Raw genomic sequence first — 19183 nt, 5'->3', positions numbered from 1 at the left:
CAACCCCTTCCAGTGGTCCTCGCCCGGTGCGGCGGCCGGCTCCTGTGCCGGGCCGCCCACGCCAAAGGTGTACACGTACCGTGCGGCCGGTGCGGCTTCCATGATGACCCCATCACCCACCCGGGCGACAACACCCCAGGTCGCGGACCGACCGCCGCAAGCGCCCCCGGGTGTCGGAGGTCACGCCCACCAGGGGCCGGATCCCGGCCCTGTCACGCTCCGCACCCTCCCGCTGCGCGGTGTGGTCGGCTATTCTCGTGCCGTAAGGGATCCGGGCAGAGTCGCCCCCGGGTCCTTTTGTGCTTTCAGGACGCCAGTACGGACGTCCTTGCGAACGGCGCCCACCCGCGCCGCTCAGCGAGGACCGCCCCGCGAGCGCGGTACAACGAGGTGCCGCAGTCCGCCGGGGTGTCGCAATCGGCGCCGGGCCCCCGCCCGGCGCGGGCACAGACCGGAAGGTTCGCGGATGGGCAGGGCAGCTGCGGAGCACCACCAGGGGTTGCGGGACCTCTGGCACCCGCCCCGCACCGCCGTGCGCGCTGCCGAATCGGCCGGATCTCACCCTGCGGACGTCCCCCCACCCCACCACGCAGTCGCGACGGGCGGCCACGCCACCCGACGTCCTGCGACCGCGACGACCCGGAAAGGGGACTACCGGGTATGAGTTCTCTCCTCCTGCTCACCAACGCCCTCCAGCCGTCCGCCGAGGTACTGCCGGCCCTCGGGCTGCTGCTGCACAACGTCCGGGTCGCGCCCGCCGAGGGCTCGGCGCTGGTCGACACCCCGAGCGCCGACGTCATCCTGGTCGACGGCCGGCGTGATCTGCCGCAGATCCGCAGCCTGTGCCAGCTGCTCCGCTCCACCGGCATCGGCTGCCCGCTGATCCTGGTGGTCACCGAGGGCGGCCTGGCCGCCGTCACCGCGGAGTGGGGCATCGACGACGTCCTGCTCGACACCGCGGGCCCGGCCGAGGTCGAGGCCCGGCTGCGGCTGGCCATGGGCCGGCTGCAGGTGGTCGCCGACGACAGCCCGATGGAGATCCGCAACGGCGACCTCTCGGTCGACGAGGCCACCTACTCCGCCAAGCTCAAGGGCCGCGTCCTCGACCTCACCTTCAAGGAGTTCGAGCTGCTCAAGTACCTCGCCCAGCACCCCGGCCGGGTCTTCACCCGGGCGCAGCTGCTGCAGGAGGTCTGGGGCTACGACTACTTCGGCGGCACCCGCACGGTGGACGTCCACGTCCGACGGCTGCGGGCCAAGCTCGGGGTCGAGCACGAGCAGCTGATCGGGACCGTCCGCAACGTCGGCTACCGGTTCGTGGTGCCGGAGAAGCCGGACAAGGGCGAGCGCCCCGGCAGCGAGCCCGCGCGCGCCTCGACCGGCGCCGCGCAGCAGGCCTGATCCGGCGGCCGGCGGGGTCCACCTCCGCCGGCCGCCCGGCTTGTCGCGCTATGCCCGAATCGCCGCCGGTTCCGGTCCGGGACGCCGTGACACTGCTCATACCGCTGCCGCGCCACCCGCGTAGACTCCCTGCGTGGCCAAGGTGACGCGCGACGATGTAGCCCGACTGGCTGGGACCTCGACCGCGGTCGTCAGCTATGTGATCAACAACGGGCCGCGCCCTGTCGCGCCCGCGACCAAGGAGAAGGTGCTCGCTGCGATCGAGCAGCTCGGGTACCGCCCCAACAGCGTGGCCCAGGCGATGGCCTCCCGCCGCACCAACCTGATCGGCATGGTGGTGCCGGACGCCCGGCAGCCCTTCTTCGCCGAGATGGCGCACGCCGTGGAACGCGCCGCCTCCGAGCGCGGCAAGCTGGTGCTGATCGGCAACTCCGACTACGTCGACGACCGCGAGGTCCACTACGTCCGCGCCTTCCTCGGCATGCGGGTCTCCGGCCTGATCCTGGTCAGCCAGGGCCCCTCGCAGCGCGCGGCCGAGGAGTTCGCCGCCATGGAGGGCGCCAAGGTGGTGCTGCTGCACCGCCGCCCCGAGGCGATCGACGACGTCGCGGTGGTCACCGAGGACGTCGTCGGCGCCGAGGAGGCCGTGCGCCACCTGCTGGAGGTGCACGGCCACCCGTACGTGGTCTGCTTCGGCGGCCCGGTGGAGTCCCCCGCGCCCGGCGACCCGGTCATCGACCACGTCGAGGGCTGGCAGCGCGCCATGGAGGCGCACGAGCTGGCCGTCGAGCCGAACCTGGTCGACGCCCCGTTCCACCGCTACGGCGCCTACGAGGTCGCGGTGAAGCTGCTGCGCTCCCCGCAGCGGCCGCCGGCCATCTTCTGCTCCACCGACGACCAGGCGATCGGCGTGCTGCGGGCCGCCCGCGAGGTCGGCCTGCGGGTCCCCGAGGACCTCGCGGTGGCCGGCTTCGACGACATCCCCGAGGCGGCGCTCGCCGACCCGCCGCTGACCACCGTCGCCTCGGACCGGGACGCGATGGCCCGGGCCGCCGTCGACCTGGTGCTGGACGACTCGCTGATGGTCCCCGGTTCCGGCACCGAGCGGGTCCGCAAGTTCCCCTCCCACCTGGTGATCCGCCGCTCCTGCGGCTGCGGCGGCGCCGACCAGCCGTAATCCGTGCGCTGACCAGGCTTTATGAGAAGTCAACGGGCTTCTCGGGAGGCTCTGACCCCGCTCTCATCGAATCCTCATGATCCGGGCGGACCGTGGCTCCATGAGCGAGCAGCAGCGCAGCAACCCGGACCGGCACCCCGACGCCCCGTACGGCTCCCACGCCCAGGGCTCCCACGCCCAGGGCCACCACGACCCGCACGGTCAGCACCCCGGTTGGGCCCCGCCGCAGCCCGTCGAGCCGCCCACCGCGCACGTCCTGGAGGGCACGGTGCTCCGGGACGACACCGGCAGCTCCCACCACGACCGGCCCGGCACCCCGGAACCGCCCGCCCCGCCCGAGCCCGCGACCGGTCCGGCCGACCACCGCGGCCACCGGGCCCGGCGCGGCCTGCTCAAGAGCCGGCTCGTCCTGGTCGCGGCGGTCGCCACCGTCGCCGCCCTGATCGGCGGCGTCACCGGCGGCGTGCTCGCGGACGCCCACGACGACCGGGCCGGTGCGGCCTCGACCCTGGTCAGCCCGGTCTCGGCGAAGTCCGACGGCACCGCGAACGTCTCCGCGATCGCCGCGGCCGTCTCGCCCAGCGTCGTCCAGATCACCGTGAAGACCGCGAGCGGCACCGCCACCGGCACCGGCGTGGTCGTCACCTCCGGCGGACAGATCCTCACCAACTACCACGTGATCTCCGGCGCGGTCTCCGACGGCGGCCGGGTCACCGTCACCTTCAAGGACGGGAAGACCGCGACCGCCACCGTCACCGGCACCGACAAGGGCCTCGACATCGCCGTGATCGACGCCGCCGGGGTCTCCGGCCTCACCGCGGCCGCGCTCGGCGACTCCTCCGGCGTCCGGGTCGGCGACGAGGTGGTCGCCATCGGCAACCCCGAGGGCCTGACCGGGACGGTCACCTCCGGCATCATCAGCGCCATGAACCGCAAGGTCACCGTCCAGGTCGACGAGGGCTCCACCCGGGGCAACGGCGGCTTCGGCTTCCCCAACCTGCCCGGCCTGAACGGCAGCCGCTCCACCGCGGCCGGCGGCGACACCGCCACGTACCAGGCCCTGCAGACCGACGCCGCGCTCAACCCCGGCAACTCCGGCGGCCCGCTGCTCAACGCCAACGGCCAGGTGATCGGGATCAACTCCGCGATGTACTCGGCGAGCGGCGCCGGCTCCACCGCCGACTCCGGCACGGCGGGCAGCGTGGGCCTCGGCTTCGCCATCCCGATCAACGACGTCAAGCAGGTCCTCTCCGAGCTGCAGGCCGGTCAGAACCTGTAAACCGGGCCCCACCGCAGGACAATGGCCAGACCGTACGGACTCAGAAAGGGCCCGAGCCCATGAATCCCCCCGCCGACGACCGCACCCCTGCCGAGGCCGCGGGCCCCACCGCCCGCGTTCTGGTGGTCGACGACGAGCCCGCCCTGCGGGACGCCCTGGAGAGCAGCCTCGCCTTCGAGGGCTACGAGGTGGCCACCGCCACCGACGGCTACGAGGCCCTGGAGGCCGTCGAACGCCAGCGGCCCGACCTCGTGCTGCTCGACATCATGATGCCCCGGATGGACGGGCTCACCACCGTCCGCCGGATGCGCTCACGCGGCGACGCCGTACCGGTCCTGATGCTCACCGCCCGCGACGCGGTCGGCGACCGGGTCACCGGCCTGGACGTGGGCGCCGACGACTACCTGGCCAAGCCCTTCGAACTGGACGAACTGCTCGCCCGGGTCCGCGCCCTGCTGCGCCGCAACGCCCTCGCCGCCGAGGCCGCCGCCCGGGCCTCGGTCGACACCGACGCCAGCGAGGTGCTGGCCTTCGCCGACCTGCGGATGAACCTCGCCACCCGCGAGGTCACCCGCGAGGGCCGCCCGATCGAGCTGACCCGCACCGAGTTCATGCTGCTGGAGATGTTCCTGGCGCACCCCCGCCAGGTGCTGACCAGGGAGCAGATCCTCAAGGCGGTCTGGGGCTTCGACTTCGAACCGTCCTCCAACTCGCTCGACGTGTACGTGATGTACCTGCGCCGCAAGACCGAGCAGGGCGGCATGCCCCGCGTCATCCAGACCGTCCGAGGCGTCGGCTACGCCCTGCGGAGCGCCACCGGCGCGGCAGCGTGAGCGAGGCCGTCCCGCCGAAGCCCGCCCACCCGCCCAGGCGCGCGCGGCGCGGGCCGGTCCGGTGGTACCGCAGCCGCTCGCTGCGCAGCCGGCTGTCCATGCTCACCGCCGCCGCGGTGGCGTTCGCGATCGCGCTGTCCGCGCTGGCCTGCTGGTTCCTGGTCCGGGACCGGCTGTACGAGCAAGTCCACAACAACCTGGCCGAGGCGGCCGCGGACCCGTTCTTCAACGGCCCGCCGCGGCAGGACAACGCCCTGTCCTGCGCGTCGACGCCGGCGGCGGCGGTCGCCGTCGCCCAGTCCGCGACCGACCGGCACCGGCCCCTGAAGTGGGACATCGAGCTGATCGCCGCGGACGGCTCGGCCTGTTTCCCCGACGGCGCCTCCCGCGCCATCCAGACCTCGCCCGCCGATCTGTCGGTGCTGACCTCCCGCACGGTCTCCTACCGGGACGGCCAGTACGTGGACGGCAAGCCCGCCCGGGTACTGGCCTTCCCGGTGAAGGTCACGCAGCTCAACCAGCCCCTGAAGCAGTACGTGGCGCTGGTCGCCCTGCCGGTGGAGAGCGTCCAGGACTCGCTGAACAACCTCGCGCTGGTGCTGCTCGCCGTGGTCGGCGTCGGCACGGTCGGTGCCGGGTTCATCGGCCGCCTGGTCGCCCGGTCCGCGCTGCGGCCGGTCGACGACCTCACCGACGTGGTCGAGCACATCGCCCGTACCGAGGAGGTCGGCACGACCATCCCGGTGCACGGCAGCGACGAGATCGCCCGGCTGTCCACCTCGTTCAACTCCATGTCCACCGCGCTCGCCAACTCCCGCGACCGGCAGACCCGGCTGATCGCGGACGCCGGCCACGAGCTGCGCACCCCGCTCACCTCGCTGCGGACCAACGTCGACCTGCTGATCCGCAGCGACGACACCGGCCGGGCGCTGCCGCCCGCCACCCGGGCCAGGATGCTGGGCAACATGAAGGCGCAGATGCAGGAGCTGACCCTGCTGATCGGCGACCTGCTGCAGCTCTCCCGCCCGGACTCCCCCAAGCCCGGGCAGAACATGTCCGTCGTGGCCCTGCACGAGATCGCCGAACGGGCCGTCGACCGGGCCCGGCTGCGGGGCCCGGGGCTCGTCTTCGAGCTGGACATCAGCCCCTGGTACGTGCACGGCGACGGCCCCGCGCTGGAACGGGCGGTGATCAACCTGCTGGACAACGCGGTGAAGTACAGCCCGCCCGGCGGGGCCGTCGAGGTGGGGCTGAACGCCGGCCGGCTGACGGTCCGTGACCACGGCCCGGGCATCCCGGCGGAGGAACTGCCGTACGTCTTCGACCGCTTCTGGCGCTCGCCGTCCTCGCGGCAGCTGCCGGGGTCGGGGCTCGGCCTGTCGATCGTGGCGCAGGCCGTCCGGGACAGCGGTGGTGAGGTGTCGCTCGGCCCCGCCGCGGACGGCGGCCCGGGCGCGCTGGCCACCATCCTGCTGCCCGGCGAAGCGGCCCCGCCGCGGTAACGGGCCCCGGCATGCCGAGGGCGGGACACCCGAAGGTGCCCCGCCCGCTCAGCGGTACGGCGGTCAGTCGTTGTCCGCGCCGGGGCCGATGATCTTGATCCGGTCCTGGGCCGGGACCTTCAGCGGGGATCCCGCCTTGCTGTTGGCGCCCAGGTAGGCGGCGAACAGGTCCAGGTCCGAGGCGCCGACCAGCTTGTCGGTGCCGGCCGCGAAGGCCGGGAAGCCGTCGCCGCCACCGGCCAGGAACTCGTTGGCCGCGACGCGGTACGAGGCGGCCGGGTCGATCGCGGTGCCGTTCAGCTTGACCGAGTCGACCAGGACGCGGGCCGCGCCGGTCTTGGTCATGTCCAGCGTGTAGGTGAAGCCGGCCGAGTTCTGCAGGATCTTCGGCGCCGCCTCGTTGGGCCCGCTCACCTGCTGCTGCAGCAGCTGGACGATCTGGGCGCCGGTCAGCGTCTTGACCTGCATCATGTTGGTGAACGGCTGGACGGTGAACGCCTCGCCGTAGGTCACCACGCCGTCGCCCTCGGCTCCGGAGGCCTTGAAGACCAGGTCGGAACGGATGCCGCCGGGGTTCATGAAGGCGATCTGCGCGCCGCCCTTCTCCTTGGGCGCGAGAGCGGCCAGCTGCGCGTCGGCGATCACGTCACCGAGCGGCTTCTCCAGGTCCGTCGAGCCGCGGCCGTTGATGTCGGCGCTGATCCAGCCGAGCGGGCGGTTGGCGATCGGGGCGGCCAGCGCGCGGTAGTACTCGATCAGCTTGGTGATGTCCGCGGCCTTGGGCACGTTCTGCCGGACGATGTGGTTGGCGGCGGTGACCGAGGGGCGGACGACCGTGCCGCTGCGCTTGTCTATCTTCAGGTCGATCTCGGTGTAGAGCCGGCCGAAGGAGGCCGCACTGGTCACCGAGCGCGGGACGCCGTTCGGGTCCGGGATGCTGCACGCGTAGGCGTTGTGGGTGTGGCCGGTGACGATCGCGCCGACGGACGGGTCGATCTTCTTGGCGATGTCCACGATCGGCCCGGAGACGCCGGAGCCGCCCGCGCCGCAGTCGAAGTCGTAGACCGGGCTGGCCGGGTAGCCGCCCTCGTGGATCAGGGCCACGATCGAGTTGACGCCCTTGCGCTTGAGCTCCGCGGCGTACTTGTTGATCGTGGCGACCTCGTTGCCGAACTTCAGGCCCTTGACGCCCTCGGCGGTCACGATGTTGGGCGTGCCCTCCAGCGTGACACCGATGAAGCCGACCTTCACGCCGTCGACCTTGGTCACCCAGTACGGGTCCAGGATCGGGCGGTTGGTCTTCTCGTTGGTGACGTTGGCGGCCAGGTACTCGAAGTTGGCGCCCTTGAACTTCCGGCCCTTGGTGTAGCAGCCGTCGGTCGGGTGGCAGCCGCCGTTCTGGAGCCGGAGCAGCTCCTTGGCGCCCTCGTCGAACTCGTGGTTGCCGACGCTGGTGACGTCCAGGCCGAGCTTGTTCATCGCCTCGATGGTCGGCTCGTCGTGGAACAGACCGGACATCAGCGGGCTCGCACCGACGATGTCGCCGGCCGCGACGGTGATCGAGTTGGAGTGGCCCTTGCGGGCCTCGCGCAGCGCGGTGGCCAGGTACTCGACGCCACCGGCCGGGGTGGAGACGGTCTGCTTGGTGACCGGGTCGATCTCCTTGACGGTGCCCGAGGAGCCCGCCGGGGGCTCCAGGTTGCCGTGGAGGTCGTTGATGGCCAGCAGTTGGAGGTCGACGACCTTCGGCTTGTGGTGGTGACCGTAGCCGTAGTCGTCGTAGTCGTGCGCCTGGGCGACGCCGGGCACGATCACGGTGCCGAACAGGCCTGCGGCGGCGGCGACGGTATACGTCGCCTTGCGGTAGCGACCGGTGAGACCGGTGGTGGGCATGAGGGATCCCCTGGACCGTCGGGGCCCCGGGTGGGACGGGGCCGGGCTGGCAGGTGCCATATGACGGTGAAGCCTAGGGTCAACGCGCGTAGCTGTCAGGACCCTGGACGTAACGACCGGGTTTCCAGGACCTGTCGGCCTGCTGATTTCTGACCCGCCGTCCGACCTGGCCCGACCGGGTCCGGGACGGACACCCGAACGGTTCGCCGACGGAGGACCCGCGCGACCGAAGGGGAAGTGGACATGACCAACCAGGCCGCCGCGCCGGCCCGCGCGACCCGGGCCGGCCCCGCGCACGGGACCCGGCGGCCCGGACCAGTGGTGATCATCACTAGCCCGGCCCGGGACCCGCCTCAGCGCCTCGGCTCGGCCGCCAAGTGCTGTTCGGCGCGCTCGCGTTCGGCCACCGCGTCCTCGGTCATCGCCCGGTCCGTGTAGACCAGCGGCCGTTCGGCCTCGGTGATGATGTGCTTGACCACCTGGACGTTGCCGTTGACATCCCACACCGCGATACCGGGCGAGAGGGTCGGGATGATCTCGACCGCCCAGCGCGGCAGCCCGAGCACCCGGCCGGTGGCTCTGGCCTCCTCGGCCTTCTGCATGTAGATGGTCCGGGTGGAGGCCATCTTGAGGATCGCCGAGGCCTCCTTGGCCGCCGCCCCGTCCACCACGTCGGAGAGGTGGTGGACCACCGCCACGAAGGACAGGCCGAGCCGGCGCCCGAACTTCAGCAGGCGCTGGAACAGCTGCGCCACGAAAGGGCTGTTGATGATGTGCCAGGCCTCTTCGACCAGGAAGATCCGCTTCACCCGGTCGGGCCGCAGCCAGGTGTGCTCCAGCCAGACGCCGACGATCGCCATCAGGATCGGCATCGCGATCGAGTTGCGGTCGATGTGGGAGAGGTCGAAGACGATCAGCGGCGCGTCCAGGTCGATGCCGTCCGTGGTCGGCCCGTCGAACATGCCGCGCAGGTCGCCGTCGACCAGCCGGTCCAGCACCAGCGCCACGTCCAGGCCCCAGGACTGCACGTCGTCCACCGCGACCCCGAGCGAGGCGATCGACGAGAGCTCCGGGCTGCGCAGGGTGTTGATGATGTCGTCCAGCACCGGCTGGCGGTCCGTCACCGACCCGATCACATAGGCGTGCGCGGCCTTCAGCGCGAAGCCGGCCCGCTCGTCCAGCCCGTGCCCCATCGCCACCTCGATGATGGTGCGCAGCAGGGACAGCTGGCCGGTGGTGGTGATCGACGGGTCCAGCGGGTTCAGCCGCACGCCGCCGTCCCTGGCGGACATCGGGTCGAGCCGGATCGACTTTATGCCCAGCGCGTTGGCGATCAGGTTCCACTCGCCGACGCCGTCCTCGCCCTGCGCGTCCAGCACCACCACCTGGCGGTCGCGGAACCTCAACTGACGCAGCACGTACGTCTTCTCCAGCGCGGACTTGCCGTTGCCGGACTCGCCCAGCACCAGCCAGTGCGGGGCCGGCAGCTGCTGGCCGTACAGCTGGAACGGGTCGTAGACGTAGCCCTTGCCGCTGTAGACCTCCCGGCCGATGATCACGCCGGAGTCGCCCAGGCCGGGCGCGGCGGTGGGCAGGTAGACGGCCTGGGCCTGGCCGGTGGAGGTACGGACGGGGAGCCGGGTGGTCTCCACCTTGCCGAACATCAGGCTGGTGAAGGCCTCGGTCAGATTGCCGATCGCCATGACGGTGCCTCCTGAGGGGTCAGCGGCGGATGCCGGTGGCGAACGGGAGGGTGTTGACGAAGGCCCGGTGGTGCTCGCGGTCGCACCACTCCAGCTTCAGGTAGCTCTTGCCCGCCGAGGCCCTTATGGTCCGCTTGTCGCGCGCCAGCGCCTCGGGGCTGCGGGCCGAGACGGTGAGGTAGCCGACCAGGTTGACGCCGGCCGCGCCGGAGGCGAGGTCGTCGCCGCGCTGGTCGACCCGGCCGGTGTGGGCCAGGTCGCGCGGGTCGACGGTGCGGTTCATCTTGGCCGCGCGGTTGGCCTCGGCCTCGTCGTTGGTCTTCTCGGTGAGCATCCGCTCGATCGCGACGTCGGTCGGCTCCAGGTCCATGGTCACGGCGACCGTCCGGATCACGTCCGGGGTGTGCACCAGCAGCGGGGCCAGGAAGTTGACGCCCACCGGGGTGAGCGGCCACTCCTTGATCCAGGCGGTGGCGTGGCACCACGGCTCGCGGGTGGCGGACTCCCGGGTCTTGGCCGTCAGCAGCTGCGGGTGGGTGGCGTCCAGCTCGGCCGGCCAGGCGTTGCGCCGGCTCATCGCCTGCAGGTGGTCGATCGGGTGGTCCGGGTCGTACATCGAGTGCACCAGCGAGGCCAGCCGGGCCTGGCCGAGCGGCTGGCGGACCCGGATGTCGGCCTCCGCCAGGCGGGCGCAGATGTCGGTCAGCTCGCGGGCCATCACGGTGGCCAGCCCGTCGTCGTCCCGCACCCGGCGGCCGTCCGCGGTGCGGCCCATGGCGTGCGCCTCGGCGGCGAGGTCCCGGGTGTAGTGCATGCAGGCGACCAGGTAGGCCCGGTGCTGCTCGGAGGAGGTCGACACCATCGACTGCAGCTGGTCGTAGGACTCCTTCAGCCAGCGCGGCGCCTCCTGGGAGCCGCGCCGCTCGACGTCCTTGGCGTGCGCGTCCGGGTCGGCGGGCAGCGTCCGGGCCAGGATCTGCAGCCGGGTCACGAAGCCGTCGCCGTTGGCCACGTGCTTGAGCAGGGTGCCGAACCGGTCGACCAGGGTCTCCTGGTCCTCCGAGTCCCGCAGGCCGACGCCCGGGCCCTCGATCTCGATCGCGGCGGTGACGGTCCGGCGCTCCAGGTGCATCAGCACCGCGACCTCGTCCGGCCCGAACGGCGCGGACAGCCAGCGCAGCCGGCCCACCCCGGGCGGCGGACCGATCTCGATCTCCCGCCCGTCCAGCCGGGTACCGGCGTCGATCACCTCGGACTTCCACACCGCGCGGCCGCTGCGCAGCGTCCGCCGGTAGGTGCGGTTGATCTCGGCCCACTTGTAGAACGTGCGCCGCCGGTACGGCACGTAGACCGCCATGATGGCGAGCAGCGGGAAGCCGACCAGCCCGGCGATCCGCAGCGGCAGGATCGGCAGCAGCAGGCCCCACATCATGCCGAGGAACGCGCCGAAGATGATCAGCACGATCTCGCCGGTCTCCCGGTTGCGCCCGATCGGCGCGTTGGGCCGGGACTTGCCGATCAGGTACGTGCGGCGCTGGTGGACGTACGGCTGGGCGTACTGGGCTCCGTACTGGCCGAGCGGTTCGCTGCTCACCGACCCGTCACCCCCCCTTCGCTGAGTTGCTGTCACGGATCATGGGCGGGGCCTGCGGCGGCGGCGCGGCCGCGGGGGTGCGGCCGGCGTGCGCGGCGATGCCGGGGGCGACGGAACCGCCGCCGGAGCCGGAGCCGGAGGACGCGTTGGCGGTCTGCGGGCCGCCGCGGGAACCGTGGGTGGAGATGCCCTGCTTGACCAGGTTGGCCGGGCCGCTGATCATCGCCGAGCCGGCCGAGACCGCGCCCGCCCGCGCGTTGCGCAGTTGGAGCATCTCGTCGCCGAGGCCGGGCACGAAGCGGTAGACGGCGGCGCTGGCGAAGATCGACAGGAACAGGATGGCCAGGCCGGAGAGCACCCGGGCGAAGTCGTCGTCCGCGCCGGCGCCGGTGGCGACCGCGCCGGCCAGGCCGAGGATGATCACGATGATCGGCTTGGCCAGGTCGACCGCGAGCATCAGGCCGGCCCAGCGGCGGACGTGCTTCCACAGCTGCTTGTCGACCAGCCCGGCGTAGACGGCGGTGCCCAGCAGCGCGCCGACGTAGAGCATCGCGGCGCGGATCAGCAGTTCGATCCAGAGCACGGCCGCGGCGAGCACCGCCACCAGGGAGACGATGATCAGGATCAGCGGGCCGCCGCCCATGGTGCCCTTCTCCAGGGTGTCGGCGAAGCCGCCCAGATAGGTGCCGGTGTCCGACTTGGTACCGGCCGCGATCGCGGCGGTCAGCCCGTCGGTGACGCTGACCAGGGTGAACAGGATCAGCGGGGTGAAGGCGGAGGCCACCACCGTCAGCCACAGGAAGCCGATCGCCTCGGCGAAGGCCTGGCCGAGCGGCGCGCCGCGGACGGCCCGCTTGGTGACGGCGAGCAGCCACAGCACCAGGGTGATGATCGTGGACCCGGCGAAGACCACCGCGTACTGCTGCAGGAAGGCCGCGTTGGTGAAGTCGACCTGGGTGGTGCCGTCGATCGCGCCGGACAGCTTGCGGACCACCCAGGCGGCCGCCTGGGCGCAGCCCTTGGCCAGCGAGCCGAGCGGGTCGGTGACGCCGGAGACGGTGCCGCTGCCCGGCACCACGACGGCGCCGGGCGGCGCGCAGAGCCGGTCGGCGCCCAGGACGGTCGCCTCCTGGCCGGCGCACTTGGAGACCGAGGGGCTGGGCGAGGGGGTCGGGGAGGGGTCGGCGAAGACCCGCTGGGCCGTCACCAGGGCGGCGAGTTGGAGGGCCGCCATGGCGCCGCCGAGCGTGGCCGCCCGGGGTAGCAGGCGGGCTGGGCCGTCAGCGGGCATAGCGGAAGCCTCCGAACTGCCTGACGGCGTTGGTGATGTCCTCGGCGGTGGCCGCCTGCTGGTCGCCCGGTACGGGAGCCGGCCCGGCGGCGCGGGAGAAGTCGGTGACCTTCCAGTCGCTGCCGTTCCACCGCATGGTGACGGTCAGCGTGTACCAGTCCTGGGAGACCGGTTTGGTGGAGCTCTCGCCGGCCAGCCCGTACAGGCCGGTGCACCAGACCTCGACCTTGGTGGCGGTGTCGGCGAAGTTGGTGGTCCTGGTGCCGACCGGGACGCTGCGGCTGACGAAGGTCAGCCCCTTGGGGGCCTTGCCCTGGGCGTCCAGTCCGAAGCCGGCGACGGTCTCGGGGCCGAAGGCCCTGTCCAGCCGCTCCTGGAGCTGCGGGGTGACGGTCGGATCGGCGACGGCGGCGACCAGGGTGTGCCGGGGGTCGGCCTGGAACATCTCGGCCGAGCCCAGCGCGGCCGCGTAGTTGGCCGCGGCCGACTGGGCGCCCTGGTCGGTGTGCGGGAAGCCGTTGGCGACCCCGTTGGCGGAGGTGGCGACCGGCTGCTGGCCGCTGGCGGCGGTGTTGGCCGGGGCCGGCACGGCGTCGCCGGCGGACCCGCCGGTCCGGTCGGCGGAGCCCGTGGCCCCGCCCGGGTCCGGCTTGCCGCGGTTGGCGATCGAGATGGCCAGCACCAGCAGGGTGACCACCACCAGCACGGCGAGCAGGGTCCGCAGTGGCCGTGGCTGACGTCCGCTCACCTGGTAGGAGGACTGTTCGGCGACCGGTAGCCGCGTACGGGTGTGCGGCTGGTCGTCGGACAACGGCACGGCGGCCCTCCTGGTGCGGGGAGCCCGGGTGGGACTCCGGTGGTGACACACGACAGCCCCAGCAGACGCGGCGCGACCGGTCCGCCGGGACGACTATCTGATCGTCAGATGGCCATGCCGTAGACAATGGTGAACAGGGTGCCCAGGGAACCGATGATGAACACGCCGGTCAGGCCCGCGATGATCAGCCCCTTGCCCTGTTCGGCGCTGAAGGTGTCCCTCATCGCGGTGGCGCCGATCCGCTGCTTGGCCGCACCCCAGACCGCCAGCCCCAGGCACGCCAGGATGGCCACGGCCATGACGACCTCCACCATCACCCGGGCCTCGGAGCCGAGGCTGGCGAACGGGCCCCAGTCGGGCGCGATCCCACCGATGATGGTGTCGATGTTGGCTTTCTTCGGCGGATCCTCCGCCAGGTACCCGGTCACCTTGCTGCCCACGCTGCTCAGGTTCATTTCCGTCTCACCGCCCGATCAGGCAAATTCAAGGCCCCGAACCATGGTCGAGCGAAGGGGCCGGTCCTATTCTTGGCCAGATCTGATGTCGACTTGGCTACTTCTCGCGGATTGGTCGTGCGGCACGGGACACGTACGACAGGATGTCCACCGTACGAAGGATACGGCTCACTCTATGTGTTCGCGTTGATTGCGCTGAGCAACGCCTTCCGGGACACTGACGACTGACGCTTCGTCGGGATGGTGCTGATGGTACTCCGCAAGGCAGGCGCAGCCGCCGCCGCTGCGGCAGTTGTGACGTTCGGATTCGTCGGCCTGGTCAGTGTCGGGACGTTCGCCGCCAGTGGCGCGCCCCAGCAGGCCGCGAACAACCTCGGCCTCTCCAGCGGCACCGTGCCCGCCGCGTACCAGCCGCTGATCCAGAAATGGGGCGTTCTCTGCCCCGAGATCTCCCCCCCGATGCTCGCCGCGCAGCTCTACCAGGAGAGCGGTTTCGACCCGTCAGCCCGCAGCCCCGCGAAGGCCTATGGCATGGCGCAGTTCCTCGAGGCCACCTGGGCGACCTACGGGACGGACGGGAACGGCGACGGCAAACGGGACATCTGGGACGCGTCCGACGCCATCGCCTCCGCCGCCACCTACGACTGCGCCCTCGCGAACGACGTCTCCAAGGTCCCCGGCGACCGCCAGGCCAACATGCTCGCCGCCTACAACGCCGGCCCCTACGCGGTGATAAGGGCCGGCGGCATCCCCGCGTACCGCGAGACCCAGGGCTACGTCCGCAGCATCCAGGCGCTCGCCCGCAGCTTCACCGCACCCGCCGCCTCCGGGGCCGGCGCCGCGATCAGCGTCTCCCACCAGGCGGCCGGCGCGATCTACTACGCCCAGACCAAGCTCGGCACGCCCTACCTCTGGGGCGGCGAGGGCCTGCCCTCGCAGAACGGCCGCTTCGACTGCTCCGGCCTCACCCAGGCCGCGTTCGAGAGCGTGGGCATCAAGCTCCCCCGGGTCGCCAACGACCAGTGGTACGCCGGCGAGCACCCCTCCCGGGACCAGCTCCGCCCGGGGGACCTGGTCTTCTTCGCCAACGACCTGAACGATCCGCGCTCCATCCACCACGTCGGGATCTACGTCGGCGGCGGCTACATGATCGACGCTCCGCACACCGGCGCGGTGATCCGCTACGACCGGATCGACCAGCGCGACTACATCGGCGCCACCCGGATCACCCAGGACGGCGCCGAGGCGCTGCCCGTGCGCGCGGCGGACGGCAGCATCACCGGCGGCGGCGGTCCGAGCGGCGGCAACCCCGGCGCGGGCGCCGCGAGCCCGGCGGCCCAGGCCCTCGCGGCCCCCGCCCCCGGCCTCCCGGGCCCCGCCGCCGTGAGCCCCGCGACGGCCGGTCAAAGCCCGGCAAAGAGCTGACTCGGCGACACCACACCGTGTGGGTGTCCAGTGGACGGTCAGTCAAGTTTCCATAACAGGGCTTCCTGATGGAAACCTGATCCCCGTCCACGGCGTTCTTGTCCAGTGGACCGTGGGACCCATGTGATGAGAGAGGGAGGTGTGGCGTGCCGACGCTGCTTGCCGACACGGGCGACCCCGATCTCGACCTGCTGCGCGCCATCAACGGACTGGCCGGATCCGCGCCGGGCTGGGTGGACAGCCTGGTCTCCTGGGTGGGCGAGTACGGCATCCTGCTGGGCCTCGCCGCCGTCTGCCTGGCCGCCTGGCTGGGCGCCCGCCGCGCCCCCGACGCCCCGGTGGCGGTGGCCGGCCTGCTCTGGGCACCGCTCGCGGTCGCCATCGCCGAGCTCGCCAACCTGCCCATCTCCGCCATCGTCGACCGCCCGCGCCCGTTCGTCGACCATCCCGAGCTGGACGTCCTGGTCGAGGGCAAGGAGGGCACGCTCTCCTTCGTCAGCGACCACTCGGCGATGTCCATGGGGATCGCCGTGGCCCTGATGCTGGTCAACCGGCGGCTCGGCCTGGTGGCCGGCGTGCTGGCGCTGCTCCAGGGCTTCTGCCGGATGTTCATGGGCGTGCACTACCCCACCGATGTGCTCGGCGGCTACGCGCTGGCCACCGCCGTGGTGCTGCTGCTGGCCCCGATCGCGATGGCGGTGCTGGTCCCGCTCTGCCACGCGCTGACGAGAACCGCCGTGGCACCCCTGATCGTGGCCGGGCCGCGGCGCACCGCGCCCTCCCGGCGCCGCCGCGCCGCCTCCCGCCGGGCCCGGCCGGTGGCGGCCTCCGAGGAGCCCCCGCAGGAGCGCGATCTGGCGGCCTGAGCCGCCCCCGGCGGGCCTCGCCCGCCACGGCCGCTTCAGTACCGCTCCACGGGCTGCTGAGACTGTGCCAGGTGCTCCGCGGCGTCCCGTCGCGCGCGGTCCCGGGAGCGCCGCGCCGGGGCGACCCAGCCGCAGCTGCAACCGGCGAAGCAGAACGACCCGCGCTCGTCGACCGAGACGCGATGGTCCGACACGGGTGCCGCACCGGGCTGAGCCGGCAGCTCGCTGTACACGTGCCTCACGGTAACCCGATCCGCACCCGGCGCGCGACGACTTCCACACGCCCCCATTGGCGTAACCCTTGAGCCGTCGGCTCGTTTGACGGTGAAGAGCTCTGCCCACCCGGGGTAGCTGCTTGCCGGGCACCCGCGCCCGAGGGGGTTGTGTCGAGAGTGAAGAAGCCGATCAAGAGCCGCCGGTCCGCGCAGCCTGTCCGGACCGCCGCAGCGGTGACGGTGCTGGCCGCAGCCCTGGCCGCCTGCGGTGGCGGCGGCAGCGACGGCCGCCCCCAGGGCAGCTCAGCGGACCGGCTCTCCGCCGATCCGCTGACCGCCGTCCGCAGCGCCGCCGACATCACCGGCCGCACCGGCTCCGCCCACGCCAGGACGGAGCTGAGCACCGAGTCCGCGGACAAGAAGGCCGTGTTCACCGGCACCGGCGGGTACGACTACGTGAAGCGGATCGGCCGGCTGGAGATCACCGTGCCGCCCGGGGCGGCGACCACCGGCACCATCCTCGAGGTCGTCCTGCCCGGCACGGTCTACCTGCAGAACAGCGGCGCCAAGATCCCGGCCGGCAAGTGGGTCAAGCTGGACGTCCGCCAGCTCCCCGACGGCAACCTGGTCAGCAGCGGCGCCACCGACCCGGCCGGCGCCGCTGGCGCGCTGCGCGGGGTGACCTCCGCCGAGCTGGTCGGCACCGAGACGGTCGGCGGCGTCGAGCTCAAGCACTACAAGGGCGCCCTGGATCTGGCCAAGGCGGCCGACGCCACCGGCGGCCGCGGGGCGGACTCGCTGCGGATGGCCGCCCAGACCTTCACCGCCAAGGAGGTCCCCTACGAGGCCTGGCTGGACGCCCAGGGGCGGCTGCGCAAGGTGGTCGAGACCTTCAACTTCACCGGTGTGGCGGGCTCCAAGGCCGCCAAGGACCAGGTGAAGGTGGTCTCCACGGTCTCGCTCGACGACTTCGGCAAGCCGGTGGAGGCGGCCGAGCCCGCGGCGGCCGACATCTACGCGATGCAGGCCTCCGAGTCCCCCACCGCGAGGTAGTCCGCGGTGTCCCACCCGTTTCGGCGGCAGAGATGACCCGTCCGTGCCATGTGGCCGGGCCCGGTCCTGCCTACGCTGGACAGCCGGGGCTGCCGTCCGGACCGGCAGGTGGCGCTGAAGGGGTGGTGGTGCAGGTGGCGTCCGCGGACGGCCGGGCAGGCGGCCACGACAAGACGGCGCTCGACGAGATCGAGCTGGCCGGTGAACTGATGATCGCCGCGTCCACCAGCGAGGAGGAGCGGCTGGCCACCGAGCAGATCGACGAGGTGCTGCTGGACCGGGCCCCCGACCCGCGGTCGGACGGGCCCGGCGGCTGACCGGCCCTCAGCGGCGCCGCACCGCCCGCCCGCCCGGCGGCCGGGGAGCGCGGCGGCTCGGGGGTACCGGGCTCAGGACCGCAGCAGCCGGGCGACGGCCGCGGTGGCCTCCGCCACCTTGGCGTCCAGCTCGGCCCCGCCCTCCTCGGCCGCGGCGGCGACGCAGTGCCGCAGGTGCTCCTCCAGCAGCGCGAGCGCGAAGGACTGCAGTGCCTTCGTCCCGGCCGAGACCTGGGTCAGGATGTCGATGCAGTAGACGTCCTCGTCGACCATCCGCTGCAGACCGCGGATCTGGCCCTCGATCCGCCGCAGTCTCTTGAGGTGCTCGCTCTTCTGCGAGCTGTAACCGTGCGGGCCGTGCCCGCCGTCACCGTGCCCCGCACCGCTGCTCGGGGCCTCGCCGTGCGGCGCCCCGGCCTGCTGGGCACCGGTCTGGCCACCGGCACCGCGCCCGCCGTCGCCGGGCGCCGGTACGTCCTCGGTGCGCGTCGGGATCGTGGTCATCCGGCTCGCCTTCCGTCCTTGCTGCTCGCCTCTGCCTGAACCCCCAGTGTCCAACACCCCGGGCCGGTACGGTGTTCCGCCGTCCGGGCGGCGGCCCGGGAACCGCTCATGCAGGGCAGGAGCAAACCGGCCGAGTTTGGGCCACACTGAGGCGTCACGTCAACCCCCGTTTGCACTGTTCGGACGGCTTGCGCCTAGCATCGTTCAGTCCCGCCCCCGCACATCGGAGATTTCCGTGCGTTTTAGCCTGACCCCGAAGGAGACGAGCTTCTACGACATGTTCGCCGCTGCCGCGGAGAACCTGGTCGTCGGATCGAAGCTCCTGCTGGAACTGCTGGGTGCAGACGTGTCGGCCCGCGCGGACATCGTCGAGCGCATGCGCGCCGCCGAGCACGCCGGGGACGACACCACCCACGCGGTGTTCCACCAGCTGAACTCCTCCTTCATCACGCCCTTCGACCGCGAGGACATCTACAGCCTGGCCTCCTCGCTGGACGACATCATGGACTTCATGGAGGAGGCCGTCGACCTGGTCGTCCTCTACGACATCCAGACCCTGCCGAAGGGTGTCGAGCAGCAGATCGAGGTGCTGGCCCGGGCCGCGGAGCTGACCGCCGGGGCGATGCCGAACCTGCGCTCGATGTCGAACCTGACCGAGTACTGGATCGAGGTCAACCGACTGGAGAACCAGGCGGACCAGATCCACCGCAAGCTGCTCGCCCACCTCTTCAGCGGCCAGTACGACGCCATCGAGGTGCTCAAGCTCAAGCAGGTCGTCGACGTCCTCGAAGAGGCGGCCGACGCGTTCGAGCACGTCGCCAACACCGTGGAGACCATCGCGGTCAAGGAGTCCTGACC

17 protein-coding genes are annotated in these 19183 nt (G+C 72.1%); 10 read left to right on the top strand and 7 right to left on the bottom strand.

Annotated elements, in window-relative coordinates; genetic code table 11:
* Nucleotides 1-660 precede the first annotated feature (660 nt).
* The 5 genes from OG871_RS21290 (at nucleotide 661) to OG871_RS21270 (ending at nucleotide 6192) form a co-directional block, all read left to right on the top strand.
* Nucleotides 661-1401, top strand: a complete 741-nt coding sequence (locus tag OG871_RS21290) for a response regulator transcription factor (protein ID WP_371498556.1) — start codon at nucleotides 661-663, stop codon at nucleotides 1399-1401.
* Nucleotides 1402-1534: 133 nt separating this feature from the next.
* Nucleotides 1535-2578 (top strand): LacI family DNA-binding transcriptional regulator, encoded by a 1044-nt coding sequence (locus tag OG871_RS21285; RefSeq protein WP_371498555.1) that lies wholly within the window; start codon nucleotides 1535-1537, stop codon nucleotides 2576-2578.
* A 100-nt stretch (nucleotides 2579-2678) separates the two neighbouring features.
* Nucleotides 2679-3857 carry a S1C family serine protease gene (locus OG871_RS21280; protein WP_371498554.1) on the top strand — a complete coding sequence of 393 codons (1179 nt, stop codon included), beginning with the start codon at nucleotides 2679-2681 and terminating at the stop codon, nucleotides 3855-3857.
* A gap of 59 nt (nucleotides 3858-3916) precedes the next feature.
* A complete protein-coding gene (locus tag OG871_RS21275) occupies nucleotides 3917-4690 on the top strand; it encodes a response regulator transcription factor (protein ID WP_371498553.1) in 774 nt (257 codons plus the stop codon).
* The gene (locus OG871_RS21270; protein ID WP_371498552.1) at nucleotides 4687-6192 is read left to right on the top strand and encodes a sensor histidine kinase; all 1506 of its coding nucleotides are present in this window, start codon (nucleotides 4687-4689) and stop codon (nucleotides 6190-6192) included. Before OG871_RS21275 ends, OG871_RS21270 begins: the two co-directional genes overlap by 4 nt.
* Nucleotides 6193-6255: 63 nt before the next feature.
* On the opposite strand, the gene OG871_RS21265 is transcribed toward OG871_RS21270, so the two are convergent.
* From OG871_RS21265 to OG871_RS21240, 6 genes are all read right to left on the bottom strand, one after another.
* Nucleotides 6256-8085, bottom strand: coding sequence for a bifunctional UDP-sugar hydrolase/5'-nucleotidase (locus tag OG871_RS21265; protein ID WP_371498551.1), 1830 nt, complete (start codon nucleotides 8083-8085; stop codon nucleotides 6256-6258).
* Between the two features lie 353 nt (nucleotides 8086-8438).
* Nucleotides 8439-9788 carry an ATP-binding protein gene (locus tag OG871_RS21260; protein ID WP_371498550.1) on the bottom strand — a complete coding sequence of 450 codons (1350 nt, stop codon included), beginning with the start codon at nucleotides 9786-9788 and terminating at the stop codon, nucleotides 8439-8441.
* A 19-nt stretch (nucleotides 9789-9807) separates the two neighbouring features.
* Complete coding sequence (locus tag OG871_RS21255; RefSeq protein WP_371498549.1) at nucleotides 9808-11382, bottom strand: SCO6880 family protein; 1575 nt, start codon at nucleotides 11380-11382, stop codon at nucleotides 9808-9810.
* Nucleotides 11383-11389: 7 nt separating this feature from the next.
* Complete coding sequence (locus OG871_RS21250; protein ID WP_371498548.1) at nucleotides 11390-12673, bottom strand: hypothetical protein; 1284 nt, start codon at nucleotides 12671-12673, stop codon at nucleotides 11390-11392.
* On the bottom strand, nucleotides 12663-13490 hold the full coding sequence (locus OG871_RS21245; protein ID WP_371498547.1) for a hypothetical protein: 828 nt from the start codon (nucleotides 13488-13490) through the stop codon (nucleotides 12663-12665). Before OG871_RS21245 ends, OG871_RS21250 begins: the two co-directional genes overlap by 11 nt.
* 104 nt (nucleotides 13491-13594) lie before the next feature.
* Nucleotides 13595-13945 (bottom strand): hypothetical protein, encoded by a 351-nt coding sequence (locus tag OG871_RS21240; RefSeq protein WP_371498546.1) that lies wholly within the window; start codon nucleotides 13943-13945, stop codon nucleotides 13595-13597.
* 249 nt (nucleotides 13946-14194) lie between these two features.
* Between OG871_RS21240 and OG871_RS21235 the strand changes: the two genes are divergently transcribed.
* From OG871_RS21235 to OG871_RS21220, 4 genes are all read left to right on the top strand, one after another.
* A complete protein-coding gene (locus tag OG871_RS21235) occupies nucleotides 14195-15370 on the top strand; it encodes an NlpC/P60 family protein (RefSeq protein ID WP_371503373.1) in 1176 nt (391 codons plus the stop codon).
* A gap of 146 nt (nucleotides 15371-15516) precedes the next feature.
* Nucleotides 15517-16236 carry a phosphatase PAP2 family protein gene (locus OG871_RS21230; protein WP_371498545.1) on the top strand — a complete coding sequence of 240 codons (720 nt, stop codon included), beginning with the start codon at nucleotides 15517-15519 and terminating at the stop codon, nucleotides 16234-16236.
* 392 nt (nucleotides 16237-16628) lie between these two features.
* Entirely contained in the window at nucleotides 16629-17504 is an 876-nt protein-coding gene (locus tag OG871_RS21225) for a hypothetical protein (protein WP_371498544.1), read from the top strand.
* A gap of 134 nt (nucleotides 17505-17638) precedes the next feature.
* Nucleotides 17639-17821 (top strand): hypothetical protein, encoded by a 183-nt coding sequence (locus tag OG871_RS21220; RefSeq protein ID WP_371498543.1) that lies wholly within the window; start codon nucleotides 17639-17641, stop codon nucleotides 17819-17821.
* Nucleotides 17822-17893: 72 nt separating this feature from the next.
* Here OG871_RS21220 and OG871_RS21215 read toward each other — a convergent pair whose 3' ends face one another.
* The gene (locus OG871_RS21215) at nucleotides 17894-18325 is read right to left on the bottom strand and encodes a metal-sensitive transcriptional regulator (protein ID WP_371498542.1); all 432 of its coding nucleotides are present in this window, start codon (nucleotides 18323-18325) and stop codon (nucleotides 17894-17896) included.
* Nucleotides 18326-18560: 235 nt separating this feature from the next.
* Here OG871_RS21215 and OG871_RS21210 point away from each other — a divergent pair, with 235 nt between their 5' ends.
* Nucleotides 18561-19181: a DUF47 domain-containing protein gene (locus tag OG871_RS21210; RefSeq protein ID WP_371498541.1), complete on the top strand. Its 621-nt coding sequence runs from the start codon at nucleotides 18561-18563 to the stop codon at nucleotides 19179-19181.
* Nucleotides 19182-19183: the final 2 nt, after the last annotated feature.

It is taken from the genome of Kitasatospora sp. NBC_00374 (assembly GCF_041434935.1).
Lineage (GTDB): Bacteria > Actinomycetota > Actinomycetes > Streptomycetales > Streptomycetaceae > Kitasatospora.
This window is presented reverse-complemented; position numbering and strand designations above follow the sequence as displayed.

Coding starts and splice junctions, on each gene's coding strand:
- OG871_RS21260 (WP_371498550.1), bottom strand. CDS start 9,788: ATGGCGATCGGCAATCTGACCGAGGCCTTCACCAGCCTGATGTTCGGC.
- OG871_RS21240 (WP_371498546.1), bottom strand. CDS start 13,945: ATGAACCTGAGCAGCGTGGGCAGCAAGGTGACCGGGTACCTGGCGGAG.
- OG871_RS21275 (WP_371498553.1), top strand. CDS start 3,917: ATGAATCCCCCCGCCGACGACCGCACCCCTGCCGAGGCCGCGGGCCCC.
- OG871_RS21250 (WP_371498548.1), bottom strand. CDS start 12,673: ATGCCCGCTGACGGCCCAGCCCGCCTGCTACCCCGGGCGGCCACGCTC.
- OG871_RS21235 (WP_371503373.1), top strand. CDS start 14,195: ATGGTACTCCGCAAGGCAGGCGCAGCCGCCGCCGCTGCGGCAGTTGTG.
- OG871_RS21215 (WP_371498542.1), bottom strand. CDS start 18,325: ATGACCACGATCCCGACGCGCACCGAGGACGTACCGGCGCCCGGCGAC.
- OG871_RS21280 (WP_371498554.1), top strand. CDS start 2,679: ATGAGCGAGCAGCAGCGCAGCAACCCGGACCGGCACCCCGACGCCCCG.
- OG871_RS21290 (WP_371498556.1), top strand. CDS start 661: ATGAGTTCTCTCCTCCTGCTCACCAACGCCCTCCAGCCGTCCGCCGAG.
- OG871_RS21265 (WP_371498551.1), bottom strand. CDS start 8,085: ATGCCCACCACCGGTCTCACCGGTCGCTACCGCAAGGCGACGTATACC.